Source organism: Sphingomonas sp. Leaf257, assembly GCF_001422185.1.
Lineage (GTDB): Bacteria > Pseudomonadota > Alphaproteobacteria > Sphingomonadales > Sphingomonadaceae > Sphingomonas > Sphingomonas yabuuchiae.
In genome coordinates, this window is sequence record NZ_LMMH01000034.1 from 1 (window position 1) to 15473 (window position 15473).

13 protein-coding genes are annotated in these 15473 nt (G+C 60.9%); 8 read left to right on the forward strand and 5 right to left on the reverse strand.

All coding sequences use genetic code 11. From position 1 onward, the window contains the following. Positions 1 to 788: 788 nt before the first annotated feature. The 7 genes from ASF14_RS15840 (at position 789) to ASF14_RS15870 (ending at position 5945) form a co-directional block, all read left to right on the forward strand. Entirely contained in the window at positions 789 to 1502 is a 714-nt protein-coding gene (locus ASF14_RS15840) for a NosD domain-containing protein (RefSeq protein WP_168371547.1), read from the forward strand. Positions 1503 to 1564: 62 nt separating this feature from the next. Further along, on the forward strand, positions 1565 to 2053 hold the full coding sequence (locus ASF14_RS15845) for a hypothetical protein (protein ID WP_056437240.1): 489 nt from the start codon (positions 1565 to 1567) through the stop codon (positions 2051 to 2053). Then, on the forward strand, positions 2050 to 2385 hold the full coding sequence (locus ASF14_RS15850) for a hypothetical protein (RefSeq protein ID WP_056437245.1): 336 nt from the start codon (positions 2050 to 2052) through the stop codon (positions 2383 to 2385). Before ASF14_RS15845 ends, ASF14_RS15850 begins: the two co-directional genes overlap by 4 nt. Positions 2386 to 2414: 29 nt before the next feature. Beyond that, entirely contained in the window at positions 2415 to 3047 is a 633-nt protein-coding gene (locus ASF14_RS15855; RefSeq protein ID WP_056437248.1) for a glycoside hydrolase family 108 protein, read from the forward strand. Further along, positions 3044 to 3481: a hypothetical protein gene (locus ASF14_RS15860; protein ID WP_156361243.1), complete on the forward strand. Its 438-nt coding sequence runs from the start codon at positions 3044 to 3046 to the stop codon at positions 3479 to 3481. The genes ASF14_RS15855 and ASF14_RS15860 overlap by 4 nt, the downstream gene beginning before the upstream one ends. Before the next feature lie 127 nt (positions 3482 to 3608). Beyond that, positions 3609 to 4073, forward strand: coding sequence for a hypothetical protein (locus ASF14_RS21630; RefSeq protein ID WP_156361244.1), 465 nt, complete (start codon positions 3609 to 3611; stop codon positions 4071 to 4073). Between the two features lie 3 nt (positions 4074 to 4076). Beyond that, a complete protein-coding gene (locus ASF14_RS15870) occupies positions 4077 to 5945 on the forward strand; it encodes a hypothetical protein (protein WP_056437258.1) in 1869 nt (622 codons plus the stop codon). 178 nt (positions 5946 to 6123) lie between these two features. Here ASF14_RS15870 and ASF14_RS15875 read toward each other — a convergent pair whose 3' ends face one another. Then, positions 6124 to 9984 (reverse strand): NACHT domain-containing protein, encoded by a 3861-nt coding sequence (locus ASF14_RS15875; RefSeq protein ID WP_056437261.1) that lies wholly within the window; start codon positions 9982 to 9984, stop codon positions 6124 to 6126. Positions 9985 to 10480: 496 nt separating this feature from the next. Next, entirely contained in the window at positions 10481 to 11116 is a 636-nt protein-coding gene (locus ASF14_RS22500; RefSeq protein ID WP_330218796.1) for a PAS-domain containing protein, read from the reverse strand. 151 nt (positions 11117 to 11267) lie between these two features. On the opposite strand from ASF14_RS22500, the gene bfr reads away from it, so the two are divergent. Continuing rightward, entirely contained in the window at positions 11268 to 11789 is a 522-nt protein-coding gene (gene bfr, locus ASF14_RS15885) for a bacterioferritin (RefSeq protein ID WP_056437268.1), read from the forward strand. Between the two features lie 187 nt (positions 11790 to 11976). On the opposite strand, the gene der is transcribed toward bfr, so the two are convergent. The 3 genes from der to ASF14_RS15900 form a co-directional block, all read right to left on the reverse strand. Next, positions 11977 to 13347, reverse strand: coding sequence for a ribosome biogenesis GTPase Der (gene der / locus ASF14_RS15890; protein ID WP_056437271.1), 1371 nt, complete (start codon positions 13345 to 13347; stop codon positions 11977 to 11979). 96 nt (positions 13348 to 13443) lie between these two features. Then, positions 13444 to 14766, reverse strand: a complete 1323-nt coding sequence (locus tag ASF14_RS15895; protein ID WP_056437274.1) for an outer membrane protein assembly factor BamB family protein — start codon at positions 14764 to 14766, stop codon at positions 13444 to 13446. After that, positions 14763 to 15431, reverse strand: a complete 669-nt coding sequence (locus ASF14_RS15900; RefSeq protein ID WP_236697101.1) for a tetratricopeptide repeat protein — start codon at positions 15429 to 15431, stop codon at positions 14763 to 14765. The genes ASF14_RS15895 and ASF14_RS15900 overlap by 4 nt, the downstream gene beginning before the upstream one ends. Positions 15432 to 15473: the final 42 nt, after the last annotated feature.

The following is a 15473-nucleotide window of genomic DNA, read 5'->3' on the forward strand; positions in this document are numbered from 1 at the left end:
CGACGGCCTGACGCCCGCCACTGCATGGCGAACGCTTGCCAAGGCGACGGACGTAACGCTGTTCTGGCCGGGCACGCATTTCTTTCTGGAACGTGGCGCCGCGTGGTCCGAGACGCTGCTGCCCAGCACTCGCTGTACCTATCGGCCCTATGGCTCGGGCGCAGCGCCGCAAGTCGGGATCGGGCAGACCTATGGTGTCGACGAAAACGCGGCAAACGATTTTCGCATTCAGGGCCTGCATATCACCCGCGCCAAATCGCGGGGCGTAAACTGCTATGGCGCGTCGGGCGTCATGCTGGTGGGCAACGAGATATCACGCAACGGTTCGACCACGGATGACAATGCGATCGGCGTCGCGATCCGGGGCAATACGCGCAAGGCGGAAGCGGAGTTGGTCGCGGTCCCGAACGGTGTTCAGGTGCAGGCCTACGCCACGACGGAGGCCGCCCTTACGGGCATATTCCGGGTGGAGTGCACGACGGGCGGCAGCGGATCGGCGACGCGCTGGCGGGCGCGGCGGCCGGATGGGTCCTTGGTCAATGGCACCGCCAGCGGCGGGGTCGCCTTTTCGGGCGGCGGGGTGTCCTTCACGCTCTCCGGTACGGCGTCGGTGGGAGACGTTGTTCAGATACGCAGTAAGCCGTTCAACGAAATCGCCTTGCCCGCCAACGCCCTGGCGGAAGACGTGTTGGTCGAAGGCAATTATATCCATGACAATGTGGGCAAAGCGGCGGGCGATGCGGTCTATATCGAAGGTGTCGGAGGCANCCAACGCCCTGGCGGAAGACGTGTTGGTCGAAGGCAATTATATCCATGACAATGTGGGCAAAGCGGCGGGCGATGCGGTCTATATCGAAGGTGTCGGAGGCATCTGCATTGTGCAGGGCAACGACATTCCCCCGCCCGTTGGCGTTCAGGCCGACTGTATCCAGTGCGGGCGAAACAATCATCTGTATGTGCGCAATCCCGCCCACGCCATCATCCGGCAGAACCGCGTTCGTGCATTCACGGGGGGCGGCAAGGGCGCGATCGTCATCCTGTCAGAAACCTTCCTGATCGAAGGCAATCATATTCGCGGGCACAATTTCTGTGTCAGCGTCAACCCGATGGGCCGATCCGTCATCAGGGGGAATTACTGTGAGGAGGCCGACCTTTACCCCTACTCATGGGGTATCGGCATCGGCTCCGATTTCGATTCCGTGGGCCTCGAAATCTACGGCAACATCATCGTAAATTGCCGCCGAGGTGTCACCCTGTCGGGCAACGGAAACAGCACCTTCACCATGAATGGCCGCAATCCCGGCTTTCAGAACCGGGCGGCAATCGCGGTCTATGACAATGACATTCGCGATGCTGACGCGGCCGTTTTTATTGATCGCCCCACGAGTGGGCGCATCCAGTTCAACACCGCGACGAACGCGACATTGCTGGTGGAACGTCGCACCACCGCCTTGCCGCCCGGCGAGACTGATCTGCGCATCGGGTTCAACCGGCTGAACTAAAGCCGGACCTTCAGGGAGATAATGATGGATGATCTATGCTTTGCGGCCTTGGAGGCCGTGAAATGACGGCGCTCGCCCATATCGTCAGCGTCGTGGCCATCTGGACATTGATGCTGTTCGGCGTCCGGTTCGCCGTGTCGGCCGGTCATTGGCTTGTCCCGTGCGGCGTGGCGCTATGGCATCTGGCGCGGTGCCGGGGGCCGGACAAAAGCGAGTGCCGCGCCGCGTTCCGGGCCGCGATTGCGCAACTCCACGCTGATTTGGTGTCGGCTATCAAGACGCCGTGGAGCGCGACCTTGCTCTTTGGCGGGTCCGTGCTGATCGGTCTGGGCTATTTCTTCGGATCGGCGGGGGATGCGGCGCGGCTGGTATCCGCCCAGCCTGACCACTGGATCGCGTTCGATGTGGCCACGGACTGCATGGCGTCCATGTTCGCAACGACGGGCATGAGTTTCGTGCTGGCGGCCTTTTCCCGTCATCGGACCGCCAGCTTTCTGGTCAGCGGCGTCCTGATCCTGACTGGCCTGGGGATAGGAGTGGTGACGCTGTGAAGGACTGGCAGTTCTACGCACTGGCGGCCTTTGCGGTCGCGTCGGGGCAAGTTCTGAAGATCGGCCGAAAGCTGGAGGCCGGGCGCGCCGTGACGTGGCGCGATATCATGGTCCTGTGTTCGATCCTGCCCGCGTTCGGAGCGATCGGCGGGGCGATGGCCATCCATTTTCATATGCCGGTGTGGTCCGTGCTGTTCGCGGGCACCTGCGCCGGTTGGACGGGCATCGGGACCATGCGCGTGATGCTGGCGGCGCTGCCGTACATCCTGCCCGAGGGGCTGGCGAAGCTGTTCCGCCCGATGATCACGGACAAGGATCAAACCGGGGCCTGATCCCCCCCACCAACCAAGGACATGGATAGATGACAAAACCAGCGGGGCAACCGGCCGCGCGGGCTACGCTCACGCGTGCCGCAAAAGGGGGCGGCGTCGCGGCGATCGTCGCCGCAATGATCGCCGGGGTAATCACCCTTGAGGGAGGGTATGTGAACCACCCGGCCGATCCGGGCGGCGAGACGAACAAGGGCATCACCAAGCGGGTTGCGGTGGCGCATGGCTATACCGGCCCGATGCGGACGCTGCCCGACAGCGTGGCGCATAGCATATATTACGCCGATTATCTGGTGAAGCCCGGCTATGCCCCGCTGATCCCGATCGATGCGGCCGTGACAGAAGAACTGTTCGATACCACGGTCAACATGGGTGCGGATCGGCCGGGGCGCTGGTTCCAAACCGCGATCAACGCGACCTGTGGCACGCGGCTGGCGGTCGACGGCAAGGTGGGGGCCGCGACGATCGCCGCCTATCAGGCGTGCCAGACGCAATACGGCGCGGTCCGGCTGTGCGTGACGATGCTGGGCCTGCTCGATGGGCGGCAGCGGGCCGAATATGACCGCTTGGTCGCGGCCAATTCCCGGCTGAAGGTTTTCCATGTCGGCTGGATCGCCAAGCGGATCGGCAACGTCGATCGCCGCAAATGCGATGCGACGGCATGATCCGGCTTGCGGCGCTGGGGCGCTTCTGGCCGCTGATCCCCATCCTGTTGCTTGCCGTGTGGGGCTGGCGCGTTGACCAGCTGCGCGCGGTCCACCTGCTCGATTTGACCAAGGAACGCGGCGATCGGCGCGCCGAGGTCGCGGAAGCCAAGCAGGAAGCAGCATCGGCCGAGGCCGCCCATGCTGACCGGATTGCGACGGCGACCGAGCGGTACGCGGCCGCCATGGCCGATCGCCAACCCATCATCCTCCACTCGAAAGATACGGTGACACGCTATGCGCAAACTGATGCTGGCCGTTTCGTGTGTCGCGGCCCTGACCGGGTGCGCGACCTCGACGCGCTGGACGCCGCCCTATTCACGCCATCGCGATCCGCCGACAGCGGCCTTGGAACCGTGCGTTCCGACGCCGCAACATCGCCAGCCGGACGGTAGCGCCACGGCGGCCGATGATGACGCCACGATCCGGGACGGCCGGGTCGATCTGGCGGCCTGTGACGACAAGCGCCGCCTGTTGCTGGGCAGCTGGCCGCGCAACCCCACTCCACGAAAGGACTGACCTATGAGAAGCATCCTGCGCGCGGGCTTAATCGCGCTCGCCTGCCTATCGGCCGATGCCGTCGCCCAGACCACCTACCCTAGAATTATTTCTCCATCGACCATCGTACCGCCCGCTGGAGCGGCATTCACCGATTCGTCGGGCGAAACCCGGATTGCCTCCCCTACCTCGCCGCTGCCCGTTACGGCGGTCCTGCCGCAAATCACCGCGACCAGCCGGAGCGGCCTTTTCGGCACGACGGCTGCGCAGCTGATGCCCGCAAATCCTTCGCGGCGTTTCATCCAGGTGCAGGTTCAGAACAGCGCCACCTGCTACATCAGCGGCCTTTCCACCGCGACAGCCGATCAGAACAGCCTGTTGCTGCCCGGCGGGGGGCAGCTGTTCGAAAGCAGCACGCACGTCACGACCGGCGCGATTTCCATCATCTGCACGGCGGCTTCGACCCCCGTTTACGCAAGGGAGGGCTGACGCATGGGCTTTAAATTCAACGTGGGCGGTGGTGGTCCGGGCCTGTCGGCCAGCAAGTCCACCTATTATACCTCCATCGCGCAAGGGGCGCTCATTGCGTCCCTGACCGATCCCTTCGGCTCGGGTGCGACTTACACGGTTGTGGGCAACACCCCGTCTACGCTGGCGCTGGCATCGGGCGGCCGGATCGTCGCGGGGGCGGGTGCGCAGGCCGATGGGCAGGCCTCCACGATCGTCATCCGGGCGAGCAAAGGATCGCGGGCCGTTGAGGAATCCTTGACCTTTACCTCAATCCCGATCCCGCGCGCCGCCACCTATCCCAAGGCGGGTGATCTGGTCTTTGGCCTGTCGCCATACCGGACGCAGGGAAACAGCCTTACGGCGTTGGCCTATCCCCCGTCGTCAGGCGCTCTTAACGAGGTTTCGGATAACTTCATGCCCGCCCAGCCTGCCGGTTGGCGGCCGGTGTACTTCAATTTCGGCTTGAATAGCGCGGATAGTAGCGGCCCCACCGCACTGGAGACGCTGCCCGGCAACGCCAACACTATCGACGGCAGCGTGACCTTCACGGCCGCGAACGGCGGTGGCACGCGCGTTGCGGGCACCTTCAACGGGGCCGCTTCCGTGGTCATCCCGGATGGCGGCTTTGCCATTGAGGATGCGCGCCCAGCCTTTGCCGGAGGCTTCCATCGGGTCAGCCTGACCACGCCATCCGGGGGCAAGCGCCCAACGGGGTGGAATGCCGATCCGGCCTATGGGGAGTATCGTCGACGCAACGGCGCGTTTGCATCGAGCAACCTGGCTGGTGGGCAAATCACGGGCAGCGCGCCGGACAATTTGCGCGGCTATAAGCCCCATGGCGTCGTTGTCCCGTTCGACGGCCGGACGCCTTCGGTGCTGTTCATCGCCGATTCGATCGGTGCCCAGAACGACCAGCGCCCGGACGCCCGCCAGCTGGTCGGTGGGATCGTCAAGGCGCTGGGCGATCCTGCCGGCATCGGGTCGTTCGGTGTCGCCAACTTCACCCATCACGGCGCATCCATGGAAGATTTCATGGACGTGACGGCGGGCAGCAATCGGTTCAGCCAACGCTATGCCGCGCTGGCCGCCATCCGTGACATGAATGGCGGAAGGTGGCCAATTACGCATATCTGGAGCCAAGGGCTCAGGAACGATTTCAGCGCCATGGCGAGTTCGGCGACGCCGGACGACGTACTGGTCCTGATGAAGGCGCGGGCGCAAGCGTGGTGGGACTTCCTCGCCAAGACCTTCCCCGGCATCCCCATCATCCAGTCCACGGTATCATCCCGTGTCACGAACGATAGCGTAACGAATTACACGCTGCTTGAGGGTCAGCTGCCCCGCCCCGCTGCGGCGGGGATCGGTCTGGAGAATTTCAACACTTGGTTGGTGCAGACCGTGCCTGCGCCGCTCGCCATGGTCGTCGACCTTCAGGACGGTCAACGTGAATTGCGGGCAGACCCGAATTTCTCGGGGCAATCGCCAGTGTGGGGACGGCTCGCGTTCGTGAAGGCGGGAGGCGGCAAGCTGGCGACGGCGCTGGCTGCCGGTGTCGCCACGTCGACGGTGAAAATTACCGCCAGCACACCCCCGGCCGTCGGAAGCGCCGCCTATTTCGAGCCGGGCACGTCCGTTATGGAAATGAAGGGCAGCATCAACACCGTTACCGACAACGGCGACGGATCGTTCACCTTAGGCTTATCGGCCAGCATCACCCCAAGTAACGCTCACGCGGTAGGTTCGGTTTTCGCCACGTCGCCCACCACGGACGGCACCCATCCCGAAACAGTCGTACATGAAATTTGGGCATCTATGGTGCGTCCGCTGAAGCCACTAATTGCGAGCCTCTGACATTCGCTTGAACCGGGTTCGACCGGTTCAAGCGCTGCTCTTGGCGACTACCTGCTATACGGCCACCGGGTCAGCCGCGATCATGAATAGTAACACATTAGAAGGTATCGCACATTGTTCGAGCCCATATCGCTGCAACATAGGCAACGCGAAGTTCGGTATTCCGCGGAGCGATTAGCTAGCTGGCAGGTTGCACCATTTTAAGTAGCGCGGGAGGCAAGCAAAGATGCGTCCAAACACCAGGCTCAGATAGCTTTGAACTTTCACTGTCTAGCATTGCGGTAAGCTTAGAAATTGCCCTAGGTCTTGACTTAACCTTTAAACCACCATTTACCATGGTCGTGAGAATGCTACGTTGCTCCAATATTGATCGTTCCGCCAGCGAAGAACCAAACATGAGAAAATGCTGCGCAGCGTCAGCATCAATACTGGTGGACAGCACGTTCGCCACTTGGTCGGCGTCCCTCGATTGACGGAGGTATCCTAGCGTCATCCCGTATGTATCATCCTCCAATTTTATAGCTTTCGAAGCCTCATTTTGAGAAAAAGCATGCGCAAATTTAGAATCTGCGATAGCGATGTGGACAGTAGCTTCGGCAAGATCGGGATCACACGACATTCTCAGTAAGCCGGCTCTAAACGGGGGGTCGAACGAAAAACCATCAGAATCTGCTTGGCTGTAGAAGCTATCCCGGGTCGTTAGCAGCTCCTTCATATCAGAACCGGCAAGGTCTTCAGGATTGCAAGAATGAAGGGCCCGCACATCTAGCCAATGCACTGATGGCTTCAACAATTTACTGAACCGATTTCCGTCCAAGGGCGGATTAAGCGGCCGCCGTGCGAGCGCAACGCTTGTAAACCAAGCCATTGAAGCACGCGTGGGGCCTGCCGCTGCCTCAGTAGACTCGATGATGGCCCAGACCCATGATTGATCGATTGGTCGATCCCCACTCCAAGATAGGTGTGTAGGTGCTGGCATTCCTACAATCGCGACATCGCGGCCAAAGTACTTACCTGAAGCACATGTTGCGAGATCGTCTGCATTGATCCCGTTCTTCGACCAACGAAGTTCGGCAGCAAGCCAATCCGCAGCTTGGCCCAACTCTCCCGCCCGGGCTGCGGTGGCCAGCTCTGCCGGATCGGCCCCGCCCTGCACCATTGATAGCATCGTACGGATGGGCCAAGGAGTGATAATTCCTTGGTACGCTTTCAAAAGTGTCGGCTCGCACCATGTATCGAGTATGTTACCCAGCCCGCTCGGGCTGGGCGCGGACACGAATGCCGCCAACGGCCGAAGACCGCTCAAATTCGGCTGTGTAAAGCTTCCTGCGAAAAGCCTCTCGGCGTTTTTCATGGTTAAGAACCGAAGTTTGCCGCCATGCCCTAAACTCTTTGCAACCGTGAGCTCCGCATCCTCCCTGATGTGCCCTTTGTCCATCGTTGGAATCGGCAGCTGATGCATGATTAGCCTGTTCCGCCCAACCACTTCCAGCAGCCGGGCGATCGTCGCCCCGTCAAGCAACGATGCCAGTTTCGTGCCAGCCCGCGTCTCCGCTTGGAACTCTAGCGCCGCAAAATTAAGGGCTTCATCGTCGTCGCGCGGCCACATTTCGATGGCCATCTGATCGGCCCAGTCGTCTTTACTCCGGACTGCACGAAGCAACATGGCCCAAGCCGCCTGCCTCTCAGAAGGATTATCCGAGACTAATAATGGCCTCATCATCTCGCGATGCGCGGCGTCTACGGTCCAAAGTACGTCCGAAAGGCGTGCGTCAACTGATCGGGGCCCCAACTTAAATTGTTGGAAAGCCGTTGCGATTAAAATCTTTAGATATTTTGGGTGCTGTTGCGCCACGCCGTCAAGAATTAGATCAACGGCGATGCGGCTTGAGCGCTGGGTTGCTGCCGCGGCTGGATCGCTATTAACGGCCTCGATTGCTGTGATCACCGAGTCACGATACTTACGCGCATCGGAGCTAGCAAAGGTCTTTGATGCAGCAATACGAAATACATGACTCCAATGGTTCTTTCCGGCGATTTCTTGAATCCTCTCACCGACATCACTATCGGTACCGCCCATGAGTTCGGCGGCAGCAAGATATTCTTGGAGCGATCGGACCTCAAATGCGATTCGCCCTTCAACTCTTTGTTCAAGCAAAACAAGACGCTGCGTGGCCAATGATACAATTTCGGCAGGCCCGGTGACTAGTTCACTTCCCTCAATCTCGTCCTCAACCAGTACATCTCTAGCAATCTGCTCCAAACGATTAGGCGTTAGATAGGACTCGGATCCGCCGCGTCGCTCGGCCTCTAAGTGAAGCAGCAGGCCTGCACGACGCAGCACCAAATCGATGACGGCCTTATGCTTGAGCAATGTTTCGCTGACCTTACCGCGCTTGCTCAATTCTCTTTTGACTATAACGTCACGGTAATCGTCGAAAAGCTCCCATCGGTTCGATGACGGCACCCGCTGGCCCGCGATCTGCAACATAATCGCAACCTGGAGCGGACTGATAAGTAATAACTGTGTGCTTGAATTGTCGGCCGCGTCTTTCATCCGAGCCATAACCATTTCATGATCGGGGCCGGCGATAGTCACATCAGCTAGCTTCTGCGCACATTCTAACGCCTTGTCCGGCGTTAGCCGCACCATTTCGAGCTTGTGATATAGCCGCGGGTCGAGGTCATCGTTGTATCCTTGCGGGCGGGAAGAGATAACCATCGCGAGGTCTGCCTTCGCCAACGCCACTTCGTCCCAAAATGCTGCGATAGCGACCAAGAGTTCGCGCCGGTTTGCGGAGGGCGGTACTTCATCAAGGCCGTCCAGCACCAAAAGCCATGGAAAACTTGCGAGCCAGCGCCGCAGCACAGCAAGATCTAGCCGCTCCAAAGTAGCCGATTTTTTTATCTGGCGCGCTAGGAAATCCAATAAAGATAAACTCTCGTCATTCGCGGCCGCTCTTGCCAGATGGTCAGCGAAGGTTGGAAGGTCGACCGTGATAGGATAGCGAGGCGCACCGTCAATCGGCACGCCTAATGCCTTCATACGTGAGACTATCTCCGGGAGTATTGTGCGGGTTTCTATTGTCAGATCATTCAGCGGGCGCGATTGGAGAAGCCGCACCCGGGCTACTTGAGCTAAGAATTGTCCAATCGTCGACTTGCCCTGCCCCGGCCCCCCAAGCACTAAGAAACGGTTGTGAAGGTCTCCACCACCCATCGAGTCCTGCGAGGACGGGTCTAGCTTCATTGCCGTCGAAAGCAGTAAGTCATGGAGTAGCAGACCAGAGCAGTGCTTACTCAATTCAAAGTCACGGATCGCCTCTCTCTCGTCGGCGAATACGTCCTCAACCGCATAAGGTAGATCGACAAATACACCGTCCAGCGGCACCGGCACATCATCCATGTGGCCAGCTTGACTCAATTTTGCGGGTCGTTGCTCACGCAGCTCGCGTTGAAGCATCCTAAACATAGCGTCGCCAAAGTTTGGTATTTGATCGGTAATTTTGTCAAATAATGCGCCAACAACCTCCCTTGGTGACAGGAAAGCGTGGTAAGACCGTAACAAATCAGGCTGCGCATCAAGCAATGATGCAATTTTTTCTTCATGCCAAACGTGCATCGCCCGAATACCGAGTGGTTTAAGATGATCTTCAAAAAACTCTTCTAGTTTTTGCTGACCACCTTTACGCTTGTCGCCCACTACAGCCGACAGGCGTACATTCGTCACTGCAATATAGTAATCAGGCGCATTGTCGCGGGACGACATCATCGCCGCGTCCTTGGCAAGTTGGCTGATCAGCCACTCGGCGTCTCTATCACCCGGACGCTGCCGAAATTTGGCTTGCATCGTAGTACGGCCGGTCCACTTTCGGCCCCTTCCAGGGTAATCGATTTTACCCTGAAACTCAGCCTCCCGGCCGCCGTCTGGACCGTCTCCAAAGATGAAGGTGCCGGCTCCCATTACGCCGGCGGCAAGCGCCTGCGCAAATTGCTCAAAGGAGCGCGGGTTGAACGATTCGAAGGAAATGTCAGGCATAATGACAAATTCGTGAACTGGGAAATAGAGTCAAGGCGTCGTTGCCGTTTGCCTGAGCAAAGCTGGGCTGCGATAAATCGTTGCCACCCTAGGCGCTACTGCGGAAGGCAATTAGGGGAAAAGCATCCCCCCAGCGACCCCATTGAGAGCGCGTACTTGACATCATTCGAAGATGAGCGAACGATCCATATATTTGCCGCTTTGCCTGCAACCGGCAGGCCAATGTTCTTGATCCGTCGGCACCCCAGACCACCCTGCCTGCTTAACGAACTTCGACTTTCTTCCAGCGGAGGTCCCTGAAGCCGTCATTCCGATTGCGATCAAAAGCGAACACGCCGCTTACGCCTCTGTTGAGCACAAATAGGTTAGACAGTTTTGATTAGCAAAGGGAGATGTAAGAGCATGGCATGTGCCGGTTAGACATTTTACCAAACTGTTTTCATTCATTTATTCTTATCCTGCCGGGCCCACCAACTTCCCGTATCAATCTTTCCCGTTACCGATCCTTGTCTTCGGCCAATTCGAGCGACGCCGCGTTGATCCGGCTGATCTCCACCAGCACATCCGACGTCTCGACCGAAAGGTTGCGCACCTCCTCAGCGACGACCGCGAAACCGCGCCCCTGGGCACCGAGCCGTGCGGCCTCGATACTGGCGTTCAGCGCGACCAGCCGGGTATTGGCCGATATCCGGCCGACCCGTTCCAGCATGGCCACGGTCTCGCGGTTCAGGTCATCGCGTCGCCGAATCACGCGCGTCAGATCACGCTCATGCGTCACGTCGACAAAGGTCAGCACCGCCCCAAGATCGGGTTGCGGGTGATAGGTGATCTCCAGCACGTGGCCGTCATCGAAATGATGATCGAACTGGCGCCGCACCCCCTCGCGGGCCCATTGCCGATGATTGTCGAGGATCGCCGCCTTTCGGACATCCGACCAACCCACCGCATTGCCGACATGGTGCAGATAATCCGCCAGGCTCGACCCTGCGGTCACGGCACTGTCCGACAGGCCGAAGATGCGACTAACATACTGATTGATCAGGAGAATCCGCTCGTCCCGATCATAGATCACGATACCGTGCCGGACATGTTCCATGACAAGGGCCAGCTGCTCCGCCGCACTCACCGACACCGTTAACCTCATTTTTGATAACTTATGTTGCCCCTAGCAGCTTTCGCCCAAGAAGAAAGCGCGACGCATTTTTACTTATGAAATCGGCCTTGTCGGGGTCGCCTAAGGTCTTCTAAGGTGCCGCCAAACACATTCACGAAAGGCGAGATCCATGGCAGTTAAGGGCGATCCGAAGGTCATCGAGTATTTGAACGAGGCGCTCAAGAACGAGCTGACCGCGATCAACCAGTATTTCCTGCACTACCGGCTGCTCGACCATTGGGGCGTCTACAAGCTCGCCCAGTTCGAATATCACGAATCGATCGACGAGATGCGCCACGCCGACTGGCTGGCCGAGCGCATCCTGTTCCTGGACGGGCTGCCCAATTTCCAGCTGCTGGGTCGCCTGCGCATCGGCGAGACCGTCGAGGAAGTGCTCAAGGGCGATCTGGCCATCGAGGTCGAGGCCGTTGCCCAGCTCAAGGAAGCCATCGCCTATTGCGAGGAAGTCCGCGACTATGTCAGCCGCGACCTGTTCCAGCGCATCCTGGCGAGCGAGGAAGAGCATGTCGACACGCTGGAGCGCCAGTTCGAGATGATCGCACGCATGGGCATCCAGAACTATATCCAGCTGAACGCCATGGCGGAGAACGACACGCCCAAGTCGGGCGCGGCGCCGCACCTTCAGGGCTGAGAATGCGGGGCGGGTCTGATGGCCCGCCCCTGTTTCCGGAAAATTGTCCACCCGACCCGTTCAGCCTGAGCGAAGTCGAAGGCCACGGGAATTATATCGGTCGTGGCCCGGACCTTGTGTCTGCCCTCGGCCTTCGACTTGGCTCCGGCTGAACGCCGGTTAGGAAGGGGGACGCCCGCCCCTCCCCTCAGTCCTTCTTACCGAACGGGTTCTTCGGCGCCCGCAACGTCAGACGCACCGGCACTGCACCAAAACCAAGCTCGCGCCGCATCGAATTGACCAGATACCGCTCATAGCTGGCGGGCAACTGATCCACGCGCGTACCGAAGATCACGAAGCTCGGCGGACGCGACTTCACCTGGGTGACGTAGCGCAGCTTGATCCGCTTGCCGCCCGGTGCGGGTGGAGGATTGGCCTCGACCGCACGCTCGAACCAGCGGTTGAGCTCGCCGGTCGGCACGCGCTTCGACCAGGCGGCGCGCGTCTCGAACGCCGCTTCGATCAGCGTGTCCAGCCCCTTGCCGGTCGCGGCCGATACCGCCAGCAGCGGCACGCCCTTGACCTGGCTGAGCCCGTCTTCCAGCGCCTTGCGCACACCGTTGAACAGCGACGACGGATTTTCCGCGACGTCCCACTTGTTGAGCGCGATCAGCAGGGCACGCCCCTCTTCCAGCACACGATCGGCAATGCGCAGATCCTGCGATTCCAGCCCCAGGGTCGCATCGAGCAGAAGCACCACGACCTCGGCGAAATCGACCGCGCGCAACGCGTCGGCGACGGACAGCTTTTCCAGCTTGTCCTGCACCTTGGCCTTTTTCCGCATGCCCGCGGTGTCGATCAGGCGGACCTGCCGCACCTCGCCGTTCCGGTCGTGCCATTCCCAGTCGATCGCGATCGAATCGCGCGTAATCCCGGCTTCCGGTCCGGTGATCAGGCGATCCTGACCCAGGAAACGGTTGATCAGCGTCGACTTGCCCGCATTGGGACGACCGACGATCGCCAGCTTGAGCGGAGCGAAGGGGTTTTCGAGATCGACTTCCTCTTCTTCCTCGACTTCACGGTCGATGAAGGGGAGCAGCGCTTCGAACAAATCGCCCACGCCTTCGCCATGCTCGGCGGACAATTGCACCGGATCGCCGAAGCCAAGCGCCAGCGCCTCCAATATGCCCTGTTCGGCCGCACGGCCCTCTGCCTTGTTGGCGGCGAGCACGATCGGGGTGTCGGAACTGCGCAGCCAGCGCGCGATCTCTTCGTCCAGCGGCATGACCCCGGCGCGGGCATCCACCAGGAACAGCGCGACATCGGCCTCGCTGACCGCCGCCTCGGTCTGGCGGCGCATCCGGCCCGGCAATGTGTCGGGGTCTTCGTCTTCGTAACCGGCCGTATCGATGATACGGAAATCCAGGCCCAGAAGATGCGCGTCGCCTTCGCGCCGGTCGCGCGTCACGCCGGGCCGGTCGTCGACCAGCGCCAGCTTCTTTCCGACAAGACGATTGAACAGCGTCGACTTGCCGACATTGGGACGGCCGACGATCGCGACGATAGGGAGATTAGCCATCGCCGTCCGTTAGCGAAAGGCGGGGCTTTCGTCACGCCAATAGCGGTACGAAATGCACCACCCCGTGGAACAAATGTCCCACGGGGCAAAACCGCATCACTTATAGGCCGCGATCCGACCCTTCTGGTCGAGGACGTAGAGCACGTTGTTGGCGACGATCGGCGGCAACGCAAACGGCGTCTTGGTGTCGACCGTTGCCTGGACCGATCCGTCACCCGGATTGGCGTAAACGATCTGACCTTCCGAATTGGTCAGGATCAGGCGGTTGCCCGCCAGCACCGGGCCGAACCAGGTGATCGCACCGGTCTTCTTCTTTTCCTTGTGGAAGCGCTGAAGCTGCGCGATCCAGCGGGCCTTGCCGCTCGACCGGGCCAGCGCGACCAGACGCGCATCGTCGGTGACGAGGAATATCCACTCGCCCGCGATCCATGGCGTAGAAAGCCCGGCGAAATTCTGCTCCCAGAGACGCTGACCGGTCGACAGTTCCAGCGCAACCATTCGGCCGCCCTGGCCCAGCGCATAGACGCGGCCCTGGTCGATCACCGGCGCGGCGTCGATGTCCGAGAGCGTCGACACCGAGGTGGAAATGCTCGTCCGCGACAGCGCGTCCTGCCACAGCAGGCGGCCGTTTTCGTAACGATAGGCGTTCAGCTCACCACTGGAGAAACCGGCGACGACCGTTCCCTGACTGGCCGATGGAGCCGCGACGCCGTACACGCCCTGCGTCTCCAGCGTGCCCTGCCCGGCCCAGACGATCTTACCGTCCGTCTGGTTGATGGCGTAAAGCTGATTGTCCTGGGTCAGGACATAGACATTGCCGTTGGCGATGGTCGGCGATCCGCGCAGCGGGCCGCTGGGCTTGGCACGCCACAGCACCTTGCCGTCGGCGGCGCTGGCCGCGATCACATCGCCCAGACCGTCCGATGCGAACACCGTGCCGCTGTCATAGCTCGCCCCGCCGCCGAAGCGGGCCAGGCGGTTCGCATCACCTTCGGTGATCCCGGTCGACCACAGGCGCGCGCCGGTATCGGCGTTCATTGCGACGAGATTGCCCTCGACATCCACGACGAACAGCTTGCCCTCGGCCACGACCGGGGCGGCGCCCAGCGGATCGCGCGCCGAACCACCGTTGATCGTCGCGCTCCACAGGCGCTGCGGCTGCTCCGCCAGTGCGAGTTGCCCCATCGACTTGGCGGCATTGCCGCCAGGCTGCGACCATTCGGGGTTCGCTTCGGGCGCGGGCAGCAGGACCTGTACGTCGGCGATCGTCTTGTCCGCCTCGACCCCCGTTTCCGAAACCAGGATCGGCACGCGGTTGCCCACGGTCGGCGTCTTCTTGGGCGCGCTCTTGAATACCCCGCAGGCGCCCAGCGCCATCAGCGCGGCAAGCGCCGCCGAGGTGCGGAAATGCTTCGTCATTGGGTCTTGGTGTCCTCACTCTGGCCGACCGCGTCGACCCCCAATACGCCGGCCATCTGAACCGCACGTTGCCGCAACGTATCGGGCACATCCTTGTCGCTGGCAATCTGGCCGAACAAACGGCCTGCCTGGTCGCGCTTGTTCATGCGCAGATAGGCCACGGCGACCATCTCGCCCGCGCTGCCGAAATAGGCGTTGCCGGGCACCGCCATGCCGCCCAGTCGCGCGACGACCGCCTCGGGCTTCATCGTGTCATATTCGGCCATGGTCTGGCGAACCAGCGCCAGGTCGCGGAACGGCTGGGCGAGCGAGGCATCATTGGCGATGGCGGCGAAGCGTGCCGCCGCGCCCTTCATGTCGTCACGCTGGAGCAGGATATCCGCCTGGGTGAACTCGGCGAGGGCGCGATAGGCGTCGACATTGGTGTCGGACAACGCCTTCAGCTTCTCGCCCGCGGTCTTGGTGTCGTTCTGGCCCAGCGCGTCATAGGCGGCCTGCAACTGCTCGCCATCGACGCCCGCCGCCTGATGCTGGCGGTGCTGCCAATAGAGATAGCCGCCGAACGCAGCGAGCGCGACGACGATCGCCGCGCCGACGATAAGGCCCCACCGGGTCCAGAAAGACGTCAGCCTTTCCCGACGCAGTTCGTCGTCGACCTCGCTCAAAAAGGCCTGGCTGGATTGGGGCGTTAGGGCCAAGACGGGCTC

Excerpts from the sequence above, each read along its gene's own strand:
- ASF14_RS15860 (WP_156361243.1), top strand. The coding sequence starts at position 3,044 with ATGATCCGGCTTGCGGCGCTGGGGCGCTTCTGGCCGCTGATCCCCATC.
- ASF14_RS15875 (WP_056437261.1), bottom strand. The coding sequence starts at position 9,984 with ATGCCTGACATTTCCTTCGAATCGTTCAACCCGCGCTCCTTTGAGCAA.
- ASF14_RS15895 (WP_056437274.1), bottom strand. The coding sequence starts at position 14,766 with ATGACGAAGCATTTCCGCACCTCGGCGGCGCTTGCCGCGCTGATGGCG.
- ASF14_RS15855 (WP_056437248.1), top strand. The coding sequence starts at position 2,415 with ATGACAAAACCAGCGGGGCAACCGGCCGCGCGGGCTACGCTCACGCGT.
- der (WP_056437271.1), bottom strand. The coding sequence starts at position 13,347 with ATGGCTAATCTCCCTATCGTCGCGATCGTCGGCCGTCCCAATGTCGGC.
- ASF14_RS21630 (WP_156361244.1), top strand. The coding sequence starts at position 3,609 with ATGAGAAGCATCCTGCGCGCGGGCTTAATCGCGCTCGCCTGCCTATCG.
- ASF14_RS15870 (WP_056437258.1), top strand. The coding sequence starts at position 4,077 with ATGGGCTTTAAATTCAACGTGGGCGGTGGTGGTCCGGGCCTGTCGGCC.
- ASF14_RS15845 (WP_056437240.1), top strand. The coding sequence starts at position 1,565 with ATGACGGCGCTCGCCCATATCGTCAGCGTCGTGGCCATCTGGACATTG.
- bfr (WP_056437268.1), top strand. The coding sequence starts at position 11,268 with ATGGCAGTTAAGGGCGATCCGAAGGTCATCGAGTATTTGAACGAGGCG.